Here is an 18371-nt window from a genome sequence, read left to right as displayed (position 1 = left end):
AGGGATGGTGTGTTTGGCATGGGATTTGAGAAGGTAATTGTGCGAGCTCCTGCCACCTCGGCCAACATGGGATCCGGCTTCGATTCCCTTGGCATGGCGCTGGAGATGCGGGATGAGACGATATTCCAGCTCATGCCCTGTGGGGAATCCAGGGCATTGGTGATGACCGCGGATGGCCGGCCGGCGGACGACCGGATACCGCTGGGCAGCGACAACCTGGCTATCCGCGCCTTCGATGCGGTGTTCCGCGAGGTGGGCCGGGCAGCGCCTCCTGTAGAGGTCAGGATAGTGAACCGAATTCCAGTTGCGCGCGGGCTTGGCAGCAGTGCTGCGGCGATTGTGGCGGGTCTGATTGCAGCCGACACATTTCTGGGTGGAGTGCTCGATCTGCAGGCCAGGCTGAACTTGGCGGCCAGGATCGAGGGGCATCCCGACAACACCGCCGCCTGCATACTAGGGGGAGTCACGGCATCTTCGCTGGTGGGGTCGAGGGTCCTGTGGGCGAAGGCGCCTGTTCCGGTGGAGTTGTGGGCAGTTCTGGCCATCCCTGATTTCCACGTGTCCACTGAGGCTGCCCGGAATGTGTTGCCGCGCTCGGTTCAGTACTCTGATGCCGTGTTCAACGTTAGCCGTGTAGCGCTTCTCGTGGCATCGCTTGCTTCCGGCGCCTATGCGAACCTGAGATACGCCATGGAAGATAGGCTTCACCAACCGTATCGAGCTTCACTGGTGCCTGGGCTTGTGAACGCCGTGCATGCTGCCTGCGATGCAGGGGCGCTCGGGGCGTACATGAGCGGCGCCGGCCCTTCGATAATGGCCATCATTGGCGCTGATACGAACCCGGAACCGGTCTCCATTGCCATGTTGAGCGCCTTGTCCGCCGCGAAGGTGAAGGCTTCCTCGATTGTTCTTCCGATGACGCCGACTGGGGCTGTGGTGGAGACAGCTTAGCTGATGAATGCTGAGCCGGGATGTTGCCGTGATGCTGTGCACGATGCGGGAGTTGGCGCTGTCCGCCTCCTTCCTGTCTATTTTGGCCTAGGATCGAACATCGGGGACCGCCTCGGAAACCTACGGCAGTCGGCAGCGATTATCTCGTCTGCGAGTGGGATGTCGTCTCCGGCGGTGTCTCGTGTCTATGAGACCGAGCCCTGGGGTCCTGTTCAGCAGCCGTCCTTCCTCAACTGCGTCGTGATGGCCCACACGAGCCTCGCCCCTGCGGAACTCCTAGCGCTCGCGGCGTCCGTGGAGACCGCCTTGGGCCGAGTGCGATTAGAACGCTGGGGGCCGAGGAGCATCGATGTAGATATCCTGCTTCTCGGGGATGAGCGCGTGAATACGGCGGATCTTGTTATCCCGCATCCTCGAATGTGGGAGCGGGCGTTTGTGCTCATTCCCCTGGCCGATCTCTCCCCGAACATGATCGTTCCCCTGAATGTCCTGGCCAGCATGGGGCTTGCCGACAGCGTCCGCCTGCGTGAGTTCGTGCGGCGCCTGCCGGACGCTTCGGGAGTGCGTCCGGTGGATGAGCGCCTTCAAGGAGTTTTCCGAGGAACGGAGAATACCGCATATTGAGATTGGCCTTCCGATTCCCGTCCGTGGACGCGCGAACAGCCCGGAACGGCTGATCAAGCTTGCTCCTGGGGGTAATTCAAATGCCCTGTTCCATGGCGGCTTTTCGCCACGCCATAGTGCTTGCCGTGGCCGCTGCGGCGGCGGCAGCGGTGTTAGCGCTAATGCCTTCTCTCCCTGCGCAGGCGGCATCAGGGCCACTGGCAGGAAGCGCGGTCTTAGGTGAGAGGGAGTATGTGAACCGGGAATATGGGTTCGCCTTTCGTTACCCCGACGGATGGGGAAGGCTTGCTGATGAATACTGTGTTCCGCGATCCGTGGTCTCCATCGGCGATGGGCGGACATCCGCATTCGGCCCAAGGGTCAATGTCATCGTCGATCCCACGTCGGCAGCAAGCGCGAGGGCTTATGCACAGGCAGTGGCCGACAAGATCGGGTCCGGCCAGGTCGCTGGGCTGTCCGACTACAAGGCTGATGGCTCGGGAATGCCTGGCGCGGTTAAGGGCGCCGATTCCTGGGTGGCGCGGTTCTCCTGCCGCTCAGCCGATGCCGGGGATAGGGTGTGGTTCTACCAGCTTACCGTGGTCCGGCGCGCGGATGTGATTGTGCTCACTGCAGCCTGCTTGGAATCTGAGAGGGGCAAGCGCTCGCAGCTGTGCTCGGATATAGCATCCAGTTTCCGTTTGATCTGACTGAGGAGGGTCCCAATGTCCATCCAGGGCGTTATCGTGGATTTCGAACAGAGGAAAACGGAGATCAGGTTCGGGCGCCTCGTTGAGCTGCTCCTGACCTTCTCCAAGGACTCGAAATACGGCGACGTTGTGACAAACGGGTTTCGCAGGTTCGTGGAGGAGGCGTCGGGTGAAACGGCGCTTGACGAGGACGCTATCGACTTCGGGGCGATAGAGGATGAATTCCTTGAGTGGGTCATGCTCGATTACGAGGATGACAGCATCGGCACATCCATTGCCCGCGCGTTCCTTGATTCCATCGACGAGGGCGACCTGCCGGACTGGGAGAAGCGCGCACTCTCCCAGTGGACGCGCTCAACTCTTGCGCTGTATGAGATTGAAAGCATAGTGTCGGAGAACCATGTCGTCCTTCGTGACGTGGTTCTCGGCGGCGAATACGATGTGATCGCCGAAGGGGCAGGAGTCGGAATGGTTAGGTGGACTCCGATGCTCACCAGGCTTCTCTCGGTGGATGGCGGATACGCGATGGGCGCAACCGCCATGCCCATGCCAAGGCCTTTGCTCAGGTATGTCCTGAAGGTACTGGGCCATGTGTTTCGGTCCGCCCGCGCGCAGGGATACATTGGCGGATGGCAAGGGTTCCTGAAGATGTCCGGCGCCAGCCTCAGACGGCTTGTCAGGGTCGTGATGGGTGTATGGGATGTGGATGGCGATTCCGACGGACCTGACGAGGACGGTCCAACGGAGGTCCGCGAGGCGGGCGCCGAGAAGCTCTACAGGTCGCGTGTTGTTGTGAGCGATCCGGATGAGGCCAGGGCCGCGGTGAGCAGCATGAATGAGGTGCGGCTCTTGGGTGAGCAGGCGGGGCAGGGAGGGCGCACGGAGACCCACTACGCGTGGCTTAGGCCCGCATCATCTGCCGAGTTCTCAGGGGCGGCGCCATACTCAGTTGACGATGCCGCCCTGATGGTGTTCGATGGTGAGGCGTTCATTGTGTATGCACAGAGCCGGAGCGCGTTGGGATCGTGCAGGAACCTTCTGAGGAAGTCCCTCGGCGGAAATGTGGCAGCGCGCGAGGCCGGGGCTCGAGGAACAGAGCGGAGGCAGAAGAGGCCTTCCAGGGAAGCAATGGAGATGGCGCGCGAGGCAATAGACGGCATCATTCGCGAAGCTCTCGAAGCTCACTACGGAATATGGGCCGATACGCCCCTTCCAGCGCTCCTTGGAGAGAGCCCAAGAGGCGCGGTGGCTTCGGGGTTGGGCCGGAAAGTAGTGGAGGATCTCCTCAAAGACATTGAGTATCTGGAGAGCCTCAAGAGGCGCGCAGGCATGCCCTCTCTGGACGTTGAGAGGTTATGGCGTCAGGTTCTCGATGGCGGCAGCTCGAGGGATACTGCCGGGTCCCAATGCGGTGCAGAGGACGCCAACAGCGCCGCCTGCGGCTTGCTAGGCCCCAAGGAGAACTCCGTCGCCAAGCTTCTCGATGAGATGATGCGGCAGGATGGGTACACTGAGGATCAGATATTCGCTACAGCCAAAATGTGGTCGGACTATGTAGCAGCTGCGAAGCCTAATGTGGTCCACGCGAGCACATGGGCGGCGTCAGTCGAGTACGCATCGGCAGTCGCCCGAAAGGAACAGGTGACCCAGGCGAGCGTGGCGCTGAAATATCAGGTGTCTGTTTCGACTCTGTCCCAGAGATACAGGCAGATCTTGGACACGCTCAACATCTGACGGCTGATGGCGGGAGGACAGCCGCAGGCCGATCACCGTGCGACGAACCTAAACGTGGATGAGGCAAGGCCCGGGGCACTGCAGTGCTCCCGGGCCTCTTCGATGCCTCTCTGCCCAGTCAGCCAGACCCAGGCAGCTAGGTGCGGTGTTACTTCACAACGGTGATCCTGAGCTCATCAGATGGCGCCAGGGCCCCGATGTTCTGCAGGTATCTGGTGAACATATCTCTGAGCATATCGCCTGAAGCGAAGAGCACCCGCGCCTGCTGGAACCAGGTATAGCCGTCTCCGCCCGCTGCCATGAAATCATTGGTCGCCACCGTGTAGAGCTTCGTCGGCTCAAGCGGGACGCCGCCGACCTTGACCTCAAGAATGCGGGATCCGGAGGCCTTGGCAGGATCGAATGAGAATGTGAGGCCGGATACCTGCGCGAATGATCCAGCCTGCTTCGGGTAGGCCTCGACTCCGTGCTCAAGAGCCTTGAGAAGCACATCGCCCGTCACTTCGATCACTGTGAGGGTGTTGTCGAATGGGAGGACGGTGTATACATTGCCGACGGTGATCGGCCCAGCCTGGATGCTGGCGCGAATTCCGCCGCCATTGGCGATAGCGACATCCGCGCCGGTGCTCTCCCGCATGGCGTCGGTGACGAGGTTGGCCAGATTCGTGCCGCGAGTGCGGACATCCGCCCGCTCGCCCTGGAGGATAACGGGGGTCTCTCCCACCTTGACCGCCAGCTTATCGGCGAGTGACTTGTTGTATGAGGCCATAGCTGCGCCAACGGGACTTTCCGAGGCCGACGCGGGCATGCTTGCAACGATCGGCATTAGCTTGCCGCTGAACTCGGCGATCTTGCCATTCTCAACCACTATGTTGAGAATGCCCAGGTTGAGTGCGTACTCGCCGGCCTGGACGACTATGGTGTTGCCCACGAGTTCAGGCGCTGCCAGCATCGTGTGCGAGTGGCCGCCGACGATGATGTCGATGTCGGGAACCGCGGCGGCGAGGGCCTTGTCTGCGGCATAACCCAGGTGTGATAGGCAGAGAACTATGTCAGCCTGCTTCCGGAGTTCGGGCACGATTCGTCGAGCGGTTTCCGCAGGATCGAGGAAATCGAGTCCGATTACGTTCTTGGGGTGGGTTACTATCGGAGTCTCTATGGGAGAGAGGCCGAATATGGCGATTTTGACGCCTGCGATCTCCCTGATAGTGTAGTCCTTAACGAATGGTTTCCCGTCTGCCTTGTACACGACGTTCGCGCCTAAGAAGGGGAACTTGGCGATGGAATCGAGGAAGAGAAGCTGTTCCTGCCCGTAGTTGAACTCGTGGTTCCCCAGGGCCATGGCGTCGAAGCCCATCTCATTCATGATCTCGATTATGGGCTGTCCGCCGAAGAGGTTCACCACATTCGTTCCGTGAACCATGTCGCCCGCGGAAAGGAGAAGTATGTTTGAATTTTCCCTAGCCCGGAGTGAGATGACATAGGCGGCGATCTTCGAGAAGGCGCCTAGATCCTCAGTTGCCCCGGAGGGCTTGAAGGCATCCACTCGACCGTGAACATCGTTCACGTGCAGGATAGTAATCGAAACCTTGTCCGCAGAGGCCGCAGCCGGGGCCACAAGGGCCATTGCTGTAGCCAGCACGAGTACGATGACCATCACGGCGAGGTTAAGCTTGCTCTTCTTTAGCATGTTGATCCTCCTTCGCTGTATGGGTGGCTAGCTAGTTTACCCAAGAACAATTCTGTGCCGGAGGGGAAAGTCCTTCCAAGATCCACATCTGCTCACAGGCAGTAGAATCCGCGGCAATCATGGATGACCACACCACAACTGCGGAAATCACCCGCATTTAGCGAACTTTCTTTGGGCGTGAGCGAAGGAGTTTGCTGCAACAGAGAGAATTAGTCGCACGAGACCTTGTCATTGAGGAGGGGTATCTGTGAAGAAGGGAACCATCATTGCACTCGCCGCCCTACTAGTACTGGCACTAAGCTCGTTTGCCTCGGCTAGCGGGTTTGTTGGGGTCGGCATCGGCATCGTGGGGCTAGAGGAAGGCGGAGGCGCCGCGACCACTAGGGGCATCATTGGCACTGCCAACGTTGACCTCGACCTGATCGAGAAGCTGTCTCTATCGGCGAACGGCTATGTCGAGTACAAGAAGGCCGAGGGCGAACAGCCTGTTACGATCAACTACCTCGTTGGCGGCTACGCCAAGTACGCTCTCGCTAACCTCGACGCTCTGAAGCTCGGAGCAGTTGCTGGCGTCAACTACAACAAGAACTTCGCCCCCATCGTTGGGGATGCCGCTCTCGACTACGGCGCGGGCGTCTTTGCTGAGCAGCCTCTCGGCGACACTGGCGTCATCTATGCACAGGGCATGTACTGGCTGAAGGCCAAGGGCATCGGCGGCCTTGGCGGCCTGAAGTTCAAGATCACCGAGAACATCGCAGTCAAGGGCCAGGTCGAGTATGTGAACAAGCACACTCTGTTCTCGATCGGCGCTGGATACCAGTTCTAGTAGCATAGACAAGCTGCCTCGGCCGGGCCGCCCTCTGTTGGGGCGGCCCGGTCGCTGTTGTTGCTGCCTGCCGAGCGTGCGAGCGACATAGGCACACGCGAATCACCATGACATGGCAGCCCCCATCCACCCAGCTAAACCCCCACGAATCAGGTTTTTCAGAGAGCTAGTCTCATGGGCGCATCCATTGCAGCCTGAATCTCACTACACTGGCCCTGACTGGACCATTACTGAAACTGCTCCCGCACTGTGGTTTGCGAGTTTGGTTCGAAGGAAAACGAGGATTCGCGATGAATCATCTACCAGGGTATCATCGGGGAGGTGCGCTGATGGGGGCGGGTGTGAGCGCGGGCAATCGGCGCCTGTGCGAAATGGCGGGATCTGCGGAATCCTGGACCTGGCGATTATCCGAACTGGCTGTGGCGATCATTGCCGCATGTCTCATCGTGGCCTCATCGGCCACCGCTTACGCTGTGCCTGGGGCAACGGGCGGCGTAAACCAGTCTGGGGCGGCCACGGGGCCTTCGGTGATTGTGAGATACGCACTCACATGCAACGGCCTGCGAGATGGATTGCCAGTGGACTTCGATGACACATTCGATGCGTCCGATCCGTTCGTTCAGGCATACGTCAGGCTCCAGGTGATCGATGGCCCTGTGAAGCTCACTGAGAGGTGGTACGATCCCGAGGGGCGCGTGATCGCCGTGAGGGAGTATCCTGGGTTCACTGGGGGGCCCGTATACAACTACATTGGCACTGCCAAACTCGCTCCCGGACAGACGCTCCTGCCTGTCTCCGGAGGCTGGTACAGAGTGGAACTCACAGTGAACGAGTCCCCGAATCCACTGGTATCGGCGCCGTTCATGTATGATGCTCATGGATGATGCCCGAGCCTGATTCCCGCATACACACAACGAGAGGAGATACAACATGAGGAAGTATGCGGCGCCACTGATTGCAGTAGTCATCTTGGCGTTTGCCAGCGGGGCTGCTGGCGCTACCCACATATCCGCGGGGTATGTGTCGCGAAACGGAGGCATGAGCCTCACCCTGGGAGGAAGATACGACTTGGGCAGGGGCACTGCCGTTGAGGGATCATACACTGTGCTGCCTGAAGGATACGACTTGGCAGGCAGGTACCAGCTGGCCCTGTACAGAAACGCCATCGTGGCGGGTCCAGTGTTTGAGGGTCGCATCGCTGGCGATCACGTGTACACCTCCCAGTCATTAGGGGCCGGTGTGTTCGCCGAGAAGCTTGGAGTCAACGGGATCGGACTGCACGGCAGCCTCATGTTCCGCCAGAGGCTTGATAAGGCCATGGGGGGACTAGTGGCCGGCATCGGCGCCCGTATGGCGCTCTCCAATCCGCTGTTCCTCGGCGTTGACGCCACAATGGGCCTGACTGGCGGCGTGGCAGGCACTGAAGTGGCATTCAGCGTGGGATACTCATTCTAGGTTCGCGTCTTCCGGCCTTGCGTCAGGCATGGCTGACCGGCCTCCCTCTCGGGGGGCCGGTTCCTGTTCGCTATCCTGTGCCTGGAAGAAGCGCCACTTGGCCGCGAGCCTCTGGACCTGTGGGAGATCCCAGCCTGGCACGTCAATCGTGGGTCCGGACGGGAGGATTCCCGGACTGCGCGGAGAATGCGTAGTCTGTGCTGGATACAGACAATATCATCTTCCGGGAGGTCTACCTCATGCCAGACACCGAGGGCTTGCAGCGGGTTGTCGAGTGTGTCCCGAATTTCTCAGAGGGCCGACGACCCGATGTTGTAATGGAGATCGTCAATGCAATGGCGGCAGTTGCCGGGGTCAAGGTGGTGGACTGTACGTCGGACGCCAGTCACAACCGAAGCGTTGTGACCCTGGTGGGAACGGGCGAAGGCTGCGAGGAAGCAGCGTTTGCCGGAATTTCCCGTGCGCGCGACCTCATCGATATGGAGCAGCATCGTGGAGAACATCCTCGTTTGGGCGCTACTGATGTGGTGCCGTTCGTGCCCATCCGAGGAGTTGCCATGGCGGAATGCGTCGAGATCGCCCGGCGGTTGGGGAAACGAGTGGGCGAGGAATTGGGCATACCCGTCTACCTCTACGAAGAAGCTGCGACAAGGCCTGAGCGGCGCAACCTTGCGGATGTGCGCCGTGGTCAGTATGAGGGGCTCAAGCAGGCAATCAAGACACCTGAGCGCACCCCGGACTTTGGGCCTTCCGCCATGCATCCCACCGCCGGCGCAGTGGTCATAGGCGCCAGGATGCCTCTGATCGCGTTCAACGTGAACCTGGGCACTAGTGATCTGGGAATTGCGAAGAAGATCGCTAAGGCGGTGCGGGCATCCAGCGGTGGGCTTGCGAATGTGAAGGCGCTCGGGGTGATGCTTGAGGACCGGCGCGTTGCGCAGGTGACGATGAACCTTGTGGACTACGTGCACACACCGGTGGCCAGGGCGTTCGAGATGGTGAAGCGCGAGGCGGAGCGGTTCGGAGTGCCAGTTGTCGAGAGCGAGCTCATCGGGCTCATCCCTATGGATGCCGTTCTTGATGCAGCCGCGTACTACCTGCAGCTTCCCGTTCTCCGGCGGGATCAAGTCATCGAATCCCGGGTGTGGGAGTAGAGGAGGCGCACTGCAGCTTGAGAGCTGAGCCGTCCGATCTATTGCTGATACATGCCGCGGAACTCGCTGCCTGCGCCTCGCCTTCAACGGCTGGCAGGCCGCGCGCAGGCGCTTCCCAGGCGGATGTGGGAATCATATTCGATGGCGCCATAGCCGTGAGGGGCAGCAAGATCATCGACGTTGGAACCACCGATGAGGTGCTAAGGAACGAGCCGGGGTGGCTTTCCGAGCTTCGCCCGCGAGACGACGCGGGTTCGACGCGTCAAACTGTGATCGACGCCACGGGAAAGACCGTTCTCCCAGGGTTCGTGGATGCCCACACTCACCTGGTGCACGCTGGCGCTCGATACAATGAGCATGTGATGCGGCTGGGAGGGGCCAAGTACCTGGATATCCTGGCGGCGGGCGGAGGGATACTCTCCACAGTCCGTGCAACCAGAGCTGCATCCCCTGATGAGCTTCTTGCCGCCGCTCTAAAGCGTCTCGACACCATGCTTATGCACGGAACTACCACCGTGGAAGCCAAGAGCGGATACGGGCTTGACGCCACAACAGAGCTTAAGCAGATTGAGGCAGCGCGCGCTCTCGACGCCGGTCACCCTGTGGACATAGTGAGCACGTTCATGGGAGCTCACGCGGTTCCGCCGGAATACTCGGGAAATGCCGATGGCTATCTGAGATTCGTGGAGCGTGAGATGATCCCGAAGATCGCTGGCCGTGGGCTAGCGGAGTTCTGCGATGTGTTCTGCGAGGAGGGTGTGTTCTCCGTGGGGCAGTCCCGCACACTGCTCCGAGTCGGGCTTGAGCATGGCCTGAAGCCAAAGCTCCATGCGGATGAGATCCATCCAATAGGAGGCGCTGAACTCGCGGCTGAGTTGGGGGCGGTCTCCGCCGATCACCTGGCGGCTGCGTCCCGGGGCGGCATGGAAAGCCTTGCTGAGGCGGGAGTTGTGGCGGTTCTTCTTCCGGCAACGATGTTCACGCTGATGTCCGACAGGTATGCGGATGCCCGCGCCATGATAGAGCTCGGGGCGCCCGTGGCCCTTGCGACTGACTTCAACCCTGGCACGTCTCCTGCGATGTCGATGCAATTCGTCATCACCCTGGCATGCCTGCAGATGAAGATGAGCCCGGCCGAGGCGGTTGTGGCGGCTACGGCAAACGCTGCCTTCGCGGTGGGCAGGGGCGACGTGGCCGGGTCGATCTGGCCGGGGAAGAACGGGGATTTCGTGGTGTGCGATGTTCCGTCAGTCGATGCCCTGCCGTTTGCCGTGGGCGTCAACACCGTCACTGATGTGGTCAAGGGCGGGGTCCATGTGGTGCGCAATGGAATTCGCGTCTCATGATTTGTCTGGGGGGTTCTGGCAGTGGATTTCAAGGATATGAAGGTCTCTGAGTTTCTGGAGGCGCTTGCATCGAGCACACCTGCGCCAGGGGGCGGCAGTGCATCCGCCGTCGCCGCGGCCATGGGCCTTGCGCTGGTGTCGATGGTCGCCGGGCTGACTTCCACTGAGGGCATGGAAGCGGAGGATGCGGCCAAGGTGGCTTCCGCCGGCGCGAGGTCGAAAGAGCTGATGCAGGCCGTGCTGAAGTGTGCGGATGACGACACGGCGGCTTTCAACCAGGTCATGGCGGCTTACCGGATGCGCCGGAGCACCGATGATGAGAAGCGTGCACGCCGGGATGCCATTCAGGCCGCCCTCAAGGGAGCCGTGGCAGCGCCCGAGCATACTGCGGAGCTTGCCGTGGAGGGCATGCGCTATGCCGCCTTCCTTGCTGAACGAGGGAACGAGAACGCAGTGAGCGATGCAGGGGTGGCCGCGCTGCTGCTCGACACCGCCGTGGGCGGCGCGGTCTTCAACATGAAGATAAACCTGGCGGCCATACGCGATGCCAGTTTCGTAGCAGATGCGCAGGCGACTGCCGCTAGGTACAGCACTGATAAGGAAGAGTCGAGGCATAGGGCCGTCAGGGCCGTAGCTGGGAAGATCGGCGGCGACTAGACCGATCAAGCACGGCGGCTGGCGAGTATGGTTTCGCGCCGCAGGGCCTGGCCTGCCATTGCTGAGATAGACGGATTGAGATCGTTGGGAGGACTGTTGATGGCTGGCACTGATGTGAATAGCGTGGTTCTGGGCGTCGGCCCGAGGGTTGTTCTGCTTTCGTCGGAGGCGGAGGCAGCGGCCGAGCTTCGCTCGATGGGAGTCGGGCGGGCGGGAGCGGACATCATGGCCCCTAAGGGCGTGTTTCGCGCCGCAAGGCTCTATGACGTGCCGCTTAAGGCTGCGATCATCATCAAGCAGGAGATGCTTTCTAAGGGCGGCGAGGCTGCATTGCCCTACCGTGCCGCGAACCTGGATGGGGATTCCTGCGACGTCCTTCTGATGGGCACCGTGCAGCAGTTCTCCCAGGCCATCAGCACATTGAAAGCCCAGCCATTCGGCCTGCCGGCGATAGCCGCGGATATCGAGGCGACCCTTGCGGCGTACGATGCCCCTCCAGGTTACACCCGCATAGGGGAGAGGACTTTCCGATGGGGAGAGAGAACCTATATTATGGGGATCCTGAATGTGACCCCCGACTCCTTCTCAGACGGCGGCGCTCACTCCGGGGTTAACGCTGCCGTAGCGCATGCAGTGGCCATGCTGGAATCCGGCGCTGATATCATCGATATCGGGGGGGAATCCACGAGGCCGGGTTCTGAGCCTCTCCCGCTCGAGGAGGAACTCCGGCGGGTTCTGCCGGTCGTGAAAAGGGTCGCCCTGGAAACTGATGCTATCATATCAATCGACACCTACAAGGCCGAGGTCGCGGATAGGTGCCTTGATCTTGGAGCCCACATCATCAACGACATAACAGCTCTTCGTGGAGAGGGCGATATGGCGTCAATCGCCTCTCGGCACGGCGCTCCAGTCGTGCTGATGCACATGAAGGGGCGCCCATGGGATATGCAGGTCAACCCCACGTATACATCTGTTGTCCATGAAGTGTGCGAATTCCTAAGGGAGAGAATCTCATTCGCGCGCGAGCGAGGCATCCCAGCTTGTAACACAATTGTTGACCCGGGAATAGGCTTTGGTAAGGCGCCAGAGCACAACCTCGAGATCATGAAGCGTCTTGCCGAGTTTCGCAGCCTCGGCAGGCCCATTCTGGTTGGCGCCTCTCGGAAGGGAACCATCGGCAAGGTTCTGGGAACACCAGTCTACGACAGAGTCTATGGCACAGCGGCCACGGTTGCACTTGCTGTCGCTTACGGCGCTCACATCGTGAGAGTCCACGATGTGAGAGAGATGGCAATGGCGGCACGGATGACTGACGCAGTCGTCAAGGGATGGCGCGAAGAGGAGGACCGCAATGGGGGCTGACAGGATCACTCTGAAGAATCTGGTCTTCTATGCGTACCATGGGGCGTTCGCTGCCGAGAAGGAACTTGGGCAGCGATTCGAGGTCGATGTCGACATGTACCGCGATTTGGGGGCCTGCGCGCGGGTTGACGATCTCGACATGGCGATCAGCTACGTAGACGTGTACACCCTGGTGAAGGAGATTGTTGAGGAGCGAGAGTTCAGCCTAATCGAGACGCTCGCACGAACCATCGCCGACGAGGTCATCAGCGGTTACGCTCTCGACGAGGTCACGGTGAGGGTCAGAAAACCCCATGCCCCAATAGGCGGACCGATGGACTATGTTGAGTGCGAGATGACTAGAAAGGCGCCGGCAGGGGATCAAGTCGAGATCGGTGGTGTTGAGGATGCTGAGCTTTGACATCACACGTGTTGACGAGGTTGATTCCACCAACCGTCTTGCGCGGGAGATGGCTTCCGCGGGAGCGCCTGACGGGACTGTGGTCGTCGCCGCGCGGCAGACTGCTGGCCGAGGCAGGTTGGGCAGGCCATGGCAATCGGCCGGGGATTATGGGCTGTGGCTGTCTGTTGTTCTTAGGCCTCCTTTTGAGGCTGAACGCGGAGGGATGATCGGGATTGGAGCAGGCATTGCCGCAGCGCGAGCGATTCGTGACACCACGTCAGCGCGGGCGATTCTGAAATGGCCCAATGATGTGCTCATCGGTGGAGAGAAGGTAGCAGGTGTCCTGGTTGAGGGCTCATCAGTTGACTCACAGCTTCTCTGGGCTGCAGTGGGGATCGGGATCAACGTGTGTCCTCCGGAAGGCGGATTCCCGCTTGAACTGCGCGGCATTGCCACATCTCTGGCAGAGCACGCTCCCGCGGGAGCGCCAGATCGCGATGTGCTTCTCATGGCAGTGCTCGGGCAGCTTGCCGTGGTCTATGACGCTCTTTGCCAGGGGCGTGTAAGGCGCATCCGTGAGGAGGCATCTGAGCTGATGCAGGCGACCCTCGGCAGGCATGTGACGGTCACGTCAGCCACGGAGAGATATGGCGGAGAGGCTCTCACTCTCGACGATTGGGGAAGGCTTGTGATTCGCCGCGATGACGGCAATGTGGTCTCAGTCTCTTCAGCAGATGTCTCTCTCGGATCGGGTTTTCCAAGATAGGGAGTGTGTAGCTGGTGCGCAGGGCCTTGGCAGTAGCAGTTACGGCGATCATGGTCGGGATGGTCTGCAGAATCCCAGTACAGGCAGTCTCAGTTGGGTTCGACACGGCTGCTCTTTCTTGTGAGCTGGTTTCAACTGCCATGCTGGGAGAGGCCAGCTGCAGCCCATCGCCAGAGGCCTCAGCGGAAGCGCAGGACTGGACTAGGATTGCAAAGGCCGTGACGAATCTGGGTGGGGCAGGCACGGCGATTGCTCTCAGTGGAGCCTTTCTGGTTATCGATCCTCCCACAGGCGAGGCGCTCCTGAACGCCACTGCTGGAACAGCTGCCGTTGTTGGTGTGCTGAAGGTCGTATGCGGGCGTGCGCGGCCCTACCTCCATGCGGAACAGGGCCGGTACACAGGCCTCACATTGTCCGACGATTACCACTCAATGCCCTCCGGGCACACCGCGAACGCGTTTTCCATGGCAGCGGTGCTTTCGGAGCGTTTTCCATGGCTCGCGCCGGCCTTTTATGGACTTGCGGCTGCAGTGGGATGGAGCCGGGTTCAGCTCCAGATGCATTGGCCATCGGATGTGGTCGCAGGCGCGGCCATCGGGTCGTTCATCGGCAACCAGGCTGCCATCGGAAACCTGGACATATTCGGGTTCGGCAATTGAGGAGCTGATTCCGGAGCCGACTCAGGGGCTGATCGAGGGGCTTACGAAAGGGCGGCGCATCCACTTCGGACGCGTCGCCCTCACTGTGCTCCTACGACTCTGCTTCACCAGGCCCGCATCCTGCGCACGGTTTTTTCGGAGGCTCCGGTTGCGGAGGAGGTTCAGGGAACTCCGGCACCGGCGGGATCGGACCAGGACATGGCGACGGCTGCATGGGCGGCATTGGCTGTGGTTCCGGGTAATACGGCGGGCACGGGCCCGCCAGCGGAGGATACACCGGCTCTGGGTACATGGGCCCCGGGTAGCATGGGGATGGATAGATCGGCGTTACAGGCGCCGGCTCGGGATACACGGGCCCTGGGCATGTTGGGTCTGGGTAGACAGGGTTCGGATAGGTTAGGCCTGGACAGGTCGGACTTGGATACACTGGCGCGGGATACACTGGCGCGGGACATACTGGCGCGGGATACACTGGCGCAGGACATACTGGTTCCGGGGCTATCTGTCCTGGCCATCCAGGGCAGGGCATTCCAGTGTATGGCTCAATGGGAGCAGGCATGACCGGTTCACACATCGATCCAAGCATGGGTCCGGGCATCGGCTGAGGGACAGGCATCGGCATGGGCGTCCCACCTGGACAGGGCATCCCGTATGGGGTGCGCGTGAGTGAGAGCACGGATCCGAAGAAACAGGCATGCCTCATCTCATCCCTGCTGATCTGCAGGATCGCCCGCTTCAGGGGGTCCGTCGGTGCGACCTGGGCCATCCTGCGGTAGAAGTCCACGGCCTGTATTTCGTCTGCGTGGGCCATCTCGGCCATCTCAATGAACTCGCGAGAGGGCATCACGTGATATCACCTCATCATTGTCTGCGGTCCTCGAATGTCCAATTGCAGTATATTGCGGATGTCATCAGCTAGTTCTCATGCCTCAGGCACATCTCGCTGGGATTGACGATTGACGATTGACGTCTCGAGATTGACAAACAACATGCCCTGGGGTACAGTAATAAGAGGACCTATACCCCCCGTGGGTAAGGGGCGGGTTGGACAGACGTCCGCTGGGGGTGTTCATGGTGGACAGTGTGAGGCCGAAGGGCCGTGAATCTGACGATAGTGGACGCAGCACAGGGACTGCACGCGAGTTGAAGCAGCTCGATGTGGCCATAACCGGGATGACGTGCGCCGCGTGCTCGGCTAGAATAGAGAAAGCTCTGCAGAAGGAGCTTGGGGTAATGGCCGCCTCTGTCAATTTGGCTGCTGAGACTGCTAGAGTGCAGTATGACCCCACGGTTCTGAAGGTTTCGGATATCGTGCGAGTGGTGGAGAACACGGGATACAGTGCGCGTGAGCTTGTTCGGGACGCGGGCGAGGATGCCAGGCGGGCTCTGGAACGGCGTAGGCGTGTTGTCAATGACTGGCTTCTGTTCTACATCGGGGCCGCGTTCAGCCTGCCCATGCTGGTCGGGATGATCGCGGACCTGGTCGGCTTGCATGAGAGGTTCATGTTTCTAATGGAACCGATGGTGGGATTCATTCTGGCAACTCCTGTTGTGCTCATATCTGGCTCCCGCTTCTACATTGGCGCGGTCCGTACAGTGGCCCACGCCGGCGCCAACATGGATGTACTGGTGGCCCTGGGCACTGGAGCAGCATACATCCTCAGTGTCGTGCACACATTCGTCACGCCTGGCCCGGTCTACTACGAAGCGTCAGCTGTGGTGATAACCCTGGTTCTGCTGGGCAAGAACCTTGAATACGCGGCGAAGGGAAGGACGAGTGAGGCCATCCGCAAGCTCATGGCGCTCTCTCCGAAGGTAGCCACGCTGATCACTCCCGACGGAGAGCGGCAGGTTCCCGTTGATCAGGTTCTGGCAGGGGATATGCTGATTGTCAGGCCCGGCGAGCGCGTGCCTGTGGACGGCGAGGTGATTGAGGGATTCTCCGCAGTGGACGAGTCGATGCTCACAGGCGAGAGCATTCCGGTAGACAAACAATCCGGCGACAGGCTGACCGGAGCGACCATGAATCAGCACGGGATGCTCAAGATGCGTGCAACCCGGGTCGGCCGCGAGACTGCCCTTTCGCAGATCATCAAGATGGTCGAGGATGCGCAGGGCAGCAAGGCGCCGATCCAGAGGCTTGCTGATGTCGTCTCATCCTACTTCGTCCCTGTTGTGCTGGGGATTGCGGTTCTTACATTTCTCGTCTGGTATATTGTTGAGCATGATGTATCTCGAGCCCTGGTGAACGCCACGGCTGTTTTGGTGATTGCGTGTCCGTGCGCTCTGGGCCTGGCCACTCCAACTGGAATCATGGTTGCCACTGGGCGAGGGGCGGAGCTCGGGATTCTGATCCGAGGGGGAGAGCATCTGGAGAGGCTCAGCTCGGTGAAGGCGATCATCCTCGACAAGACCGGCACCATAACGGTAGGAAAGCCATCTCTCCAGGGATATGAGGCCTTCCCTCCGTTTGAGGAGAGAGACGTTCTGAGGCTTGCGGCCTCAGCCGAACGTGGCTCGGAGCATCCACTGGGACTGGCGATTGTGAATGCAGCGTCTCAGTGTGGATTGGACATCCCGATGCCGTCGGGCTTTCGGTCGGCGCCCGGACGTGGAGTGGAGGCGACTGTGGACGGGCTGAGGGTGGCAGTTGGGACCCGCAGGTTCATGACTGAGCTAGGGGTTGAGCTGGGATCGGTCGAGAATTCCCTCGCTCGAATGGAGGAGCGAGGCGAGACCGCTGTTGTGCAGGCTGTGAATGGAAAGCCCGCCGCGGCATACGGAATAGCCGATCAGGTAAGGGCCGGATCACCAGAGGCCATCAGTGAGCTCGGACGCCTAGGAGTGCAGGTGTACATGGTGACCGGGGACAATCGACGAACCGCTGTGGCAATAGCGGACAGAGTGGGCATACCTCACGACCATGTACTGGCAGAGGTGCTGCCCGAGGGCAAGGCCCGGGAGGTGGAGAGACTGAAGGCGCGGGGCCTGGCGGTGGCGATGGTTGGCGATGGCATAAACGACGCCCCGGCTCTTGCGACGGCAGACGTTGGAATCGCCATGAGCAGCGGGACTGATGTTGCTATGGAAGCCTCCGATATCACGATAGTCGGCGGCCTGAGCCGGTTGCCGGGATCGATAAGGCTCTCGCGCCAAACCCTCCGCGTGATTCGAGAGAATCTGTTCTGGGCGTTCATCTATAACACAATAGGAATACCCCTGGCCGCTTCCGGCAGACTATCGCCGGTGTATGCGGGGGCTGCGATGGCGTTGAGCTCAGTCTCGGTTGTATCGAACTCCCTGAGGCTCAAGCGTTTTGGAGCACGCGCCGGAGCTCGCGCATCCGGCGCGAAGTGAAAGGAGACTCATACTATGCCTTGTTTCCGAAAGACGAAGATCGGCGCCACTGGCAGCACCGGCCCATCCAACGCAGCGGGGGCGGCGGTCGCTGCCGGCGCGGATTCGGCTCAGACTGTGCTCCGTGTTGAAGGAATGACATGCAGTCACTGCAAAATGGCGGTGGAGAAGGCCCTCTCCAGCCTTCCAGGAGTGAAGTCGGCGGCGGTTGACCTCGGAGCCAAGACCGCGACTGTCAACCACACGCCTGGTCAGGCTGAAGTCGATGCCTACATCCGTGCGGTTGAGGATGCGGGATACAAGGTAGTTCGGTGAGGCAGAAGGCAGAGTCATCCTGCGATGTCGAAATTCTTTGCATGTCTACGGGGGATTTCAGACCACGCGTTGCCAGGAGTTTCCCGTACGCATCATTGAACCCGCGCAAACCTCGATCTCACGTCCCGCATGTAAATGTTCCCAGCTTGGAATTCGGAGATGAGCCCCTCAACTGGGCGTTCAATCGCTCGGTTCTCGCTGCAGCCCTGAGCTCGTTAGGTAATCTGTACCCGGAGCATTGCCTTGGCATTGCGTAAGGCAATGTCTCGCAGGTCGTTTATAGCCGCTGATGAGGCTCCGTGGTTCTCAAGATTCTGGTCCCGCAGGCTGTCAGTGTCGGCCAAACCAGCATTGTCGCGCGATCAATGCGACTCAAATGGACATTGACCATCGGGTCAGTGTCC

18 protein-coding genes are annotated in these 18371 nt (G+C 60.4%); 17 read left to right on the top strand and 1 reads right to left on the bottom strand.

Annotated features, from left to right (window positions below):
• Positions 1 to 18 precede the first annotated feature (18 nt).
• From thrB to VB144_14180, 4 genes are all read left to right on the top strand, one after another.
• Complete coding sequence (thrB, locus tag VB144_14195) at positions 19 to 951, top strand: homoserine kinase (GenBank protein MEA4884779.1); 933 nt, start codon at positions 19 to 21, stop codon at positions 949 to 951.
• 3 nt (positions 952 to 954) lie between these two features.
• The gene (gene folK / locus VB144_14190) at positions 955 to 1575 is read left to right on the top strand and encodes a 2-amino-4-hydroxy-6-hydroxymethyldihydropteridine diphosphokinase (GenBank protein ID MEA4884778.1); all 621 of its coding nucleotides are present in this window, start codon (positions 955 to 957) and stop codon (positions 1573 to 1575) included.
• Positions 1576 to 1655: 80 nt separating this feature from the next.
• Complete coding sequence (locus VB144_14185) at positions 1656 to 2264, top strand: hypothetical protein (GenBank protein MEA4884777.1); 609 nt, start codon at positions 1656 to 1658, stop codon at positions 2262 to 2264.
• A 15-nt stretch (positions 2265 to 2279) separates the two neighbouring features.
• A complete protein-coding gene (locus VB144_14180; GenBank protein ID MEA4884776.1) occupies positions 2280 to 3998 on the top strand; it encodes a hypothetical protein in 1719 nt (572 codons plus the stop codon).
• Between the two features lie 148 nt (positions 3999 to 4146).
• Here the strand turns inward: VB144_14180 and VB144_14175 are convergent, their stop codons facing one another.
• Positions 4147 to 5688 (bottom strand): 5'-nucleotidase C-terminal domain-containing protein, encoded by a 1542-nt coding sequence (locus VB144_14175; GenBank protein ID MEA4884775.1) that lies wholly within the window; start codon positions 5686 to 5688, stop codon positions 4147 to 4149.
• Between the two features lie 247 nt (positions 5689 to 5935).
• Here VB144_14175 and VB144_14170 point away from each other — a divergent pair, with 247 nt between their 5' ends.
• The 13 genes from VB144_14170 to VB144_14110 all read left to right on the top strand — a co-directional run bounded on the left by VB144_14170 (position 5936) and on the right by VB144_14110 (position 17967).
• Complete coding sequence (locus VB144_14170; protein MEA4884774.1) at positions 5936 to 6514, top strand: hypothetical protein; 579 nt, start codon at positions 5936 to 5938, stop codon at positions 6512 to 6514.
• Between the two features lie 329 nt (positions 6515 to 6843).
• On the top strand, positions 6844 to 7398 hold the full coding sequence (locus VB144_14165; GenBank protein ID MEA4884773.1) for a hypothetical protein: 555 nt from the start codon (positions 6844 to 6846) through the stop codon (positions 7396 to 7398).
• A 46-nt stretch (positions 7399 to 7444) separates the two neighbouring features.
• A complete protein-coding gene (locus VB144_14160; protein MEA4884772.1) occupies positions 7445 to 7969 on the top strand; it encodes a hypothetical protein in 525 nt (174 codons plus the stop codon).
• Between the two features lie 257 nt (positions 7970 to 8226).
• On the top strand, positions 8227 to 9123 hold the full coding sequence (gene ftcD, locus VB144_14155) for a glutamate formimidoyltransferase (GenBank protein ID MEA4884771.1): 897 nt from the start codon (positions 8227 to 8229) through the stop codon (positions 9121 to 9123).
• Positions 9124 to 9140: 17 nt separating this feature from the next.
• The gene (gene hutI, locus VB144_14150) at positions 9141 to 10469 is read left to right on the top strand and encodes an imidazolonepropionase (GenBank protein MEA4884770.1); all 1329 of its coding nucleotides are present in this window, start codon (positions 9141 to 9143) and stop codon (positions 10467 to 10469) included.
• Between the two features lie 21 nt (positions 10470 to 10490).
• Positions 10491 to 11126 (top strand): cyclodeaminase/cyclohydrolase family protein, encoded by a 636-nt coding sequence (locus tag VB144_14145; protein MEA4884769.1) that lies wholly within the window; start codon positions 10491 to 10493, stop codon positions 11124 to 11126.
• 99 nt (positions 11127 to 11225) lie between these two features.
• A complete protein-coding gene (gene folP / locus VB144_14140) occupies positions 11226 to 12488 on the top strand; it encodes a dihydropteroate synthase (GenBank protein MEA4884768.1) in 1263 nt (420 codons plus the stop codon).
• A complete protein-coding gene (folB, locus tag VB144_14135; GenBank protein ID MEA4884767.1) occupies positions 12478 to 12888 on the top strand; it encodes a dihydroneopterin aldolase in 411 nt (136 codons plus the stop codon). Before folP ends, folB begins: the two co-directional genes overlap by 11 nt.
• Positions 12875 to 13636, top strand: a complete 762-nt coding sequence (locus tag VB144_14130; protein MEA4884766.1) for a biotin--[acetyl-CoA-carboxylase] ligase — start codon at positions 12875 to 12877, stop codon at positions 13634 to 13636. Before folB ends, VB144_14130 begins: the two co-directional genes overlap by 14 nt.
• A 14-nt stretch (positions 13637 to 13650) precedes the next feature.
• On the top strand, positions 13651 to 14295 hold the full coding sequence (locus tag VB144_14125) for a phosphatase PAP2 family protein (protein ID MEA4884765.1): 645 nt from the start codon (positions 13651 to 13653) through the stop codon (positions 14293 to 14295).
• 312 nt (positions 14296 to 14607) lie between these two features.
• Positions 14608 to 14856: a hypothetical protein gene (locus VB144_14120; GenBank protein MEA4884764.1), complete on the top strand. Its 249-nt coding sequence runs from the start codon at positions 14608 to 14610 to the stop codon at positions 14854 to 14856.
• A gap of 513 nt (positions 14857 to 15369) precedes the next feature.
• Positions 15370 to 17652 (top strand): heavy metal translocating P-type ATPase, encoded by a 2283-nt coding sequence (locus VB144_14115; protein ID MEA4884763.1) that lies wholly within the window; start codon positions 15370 to 15372, stop codon positions 17650 to 17652.
• A gap of 15 nt (positions 17653 to 17667) precedes the next feature.
• The gene (locus tag VB144_14110; protein ID MEA4884762.1) at positions 17668 to 17967 is read left to right on the top strand and encodes a cation transporter; all 300 of its coding nucleotides are present in this window, start codon (positions 17668 to 17670) and stop codon (positions 17965 to 17967) included.
• Positions 17968 to 18371 lie beyond the last annotated feature (404 nt).

The organism is Clostridia bacterium (genome assembly GCA_034926675.1).
Classification (GTDB): domain Bacteria; phylum Bacillota; class DTU025; order DTU025; family DTU025; genus JAYFQW01.
This window is presented reverse-complemented; position numbering and strand designations above follow the sequence as displayed.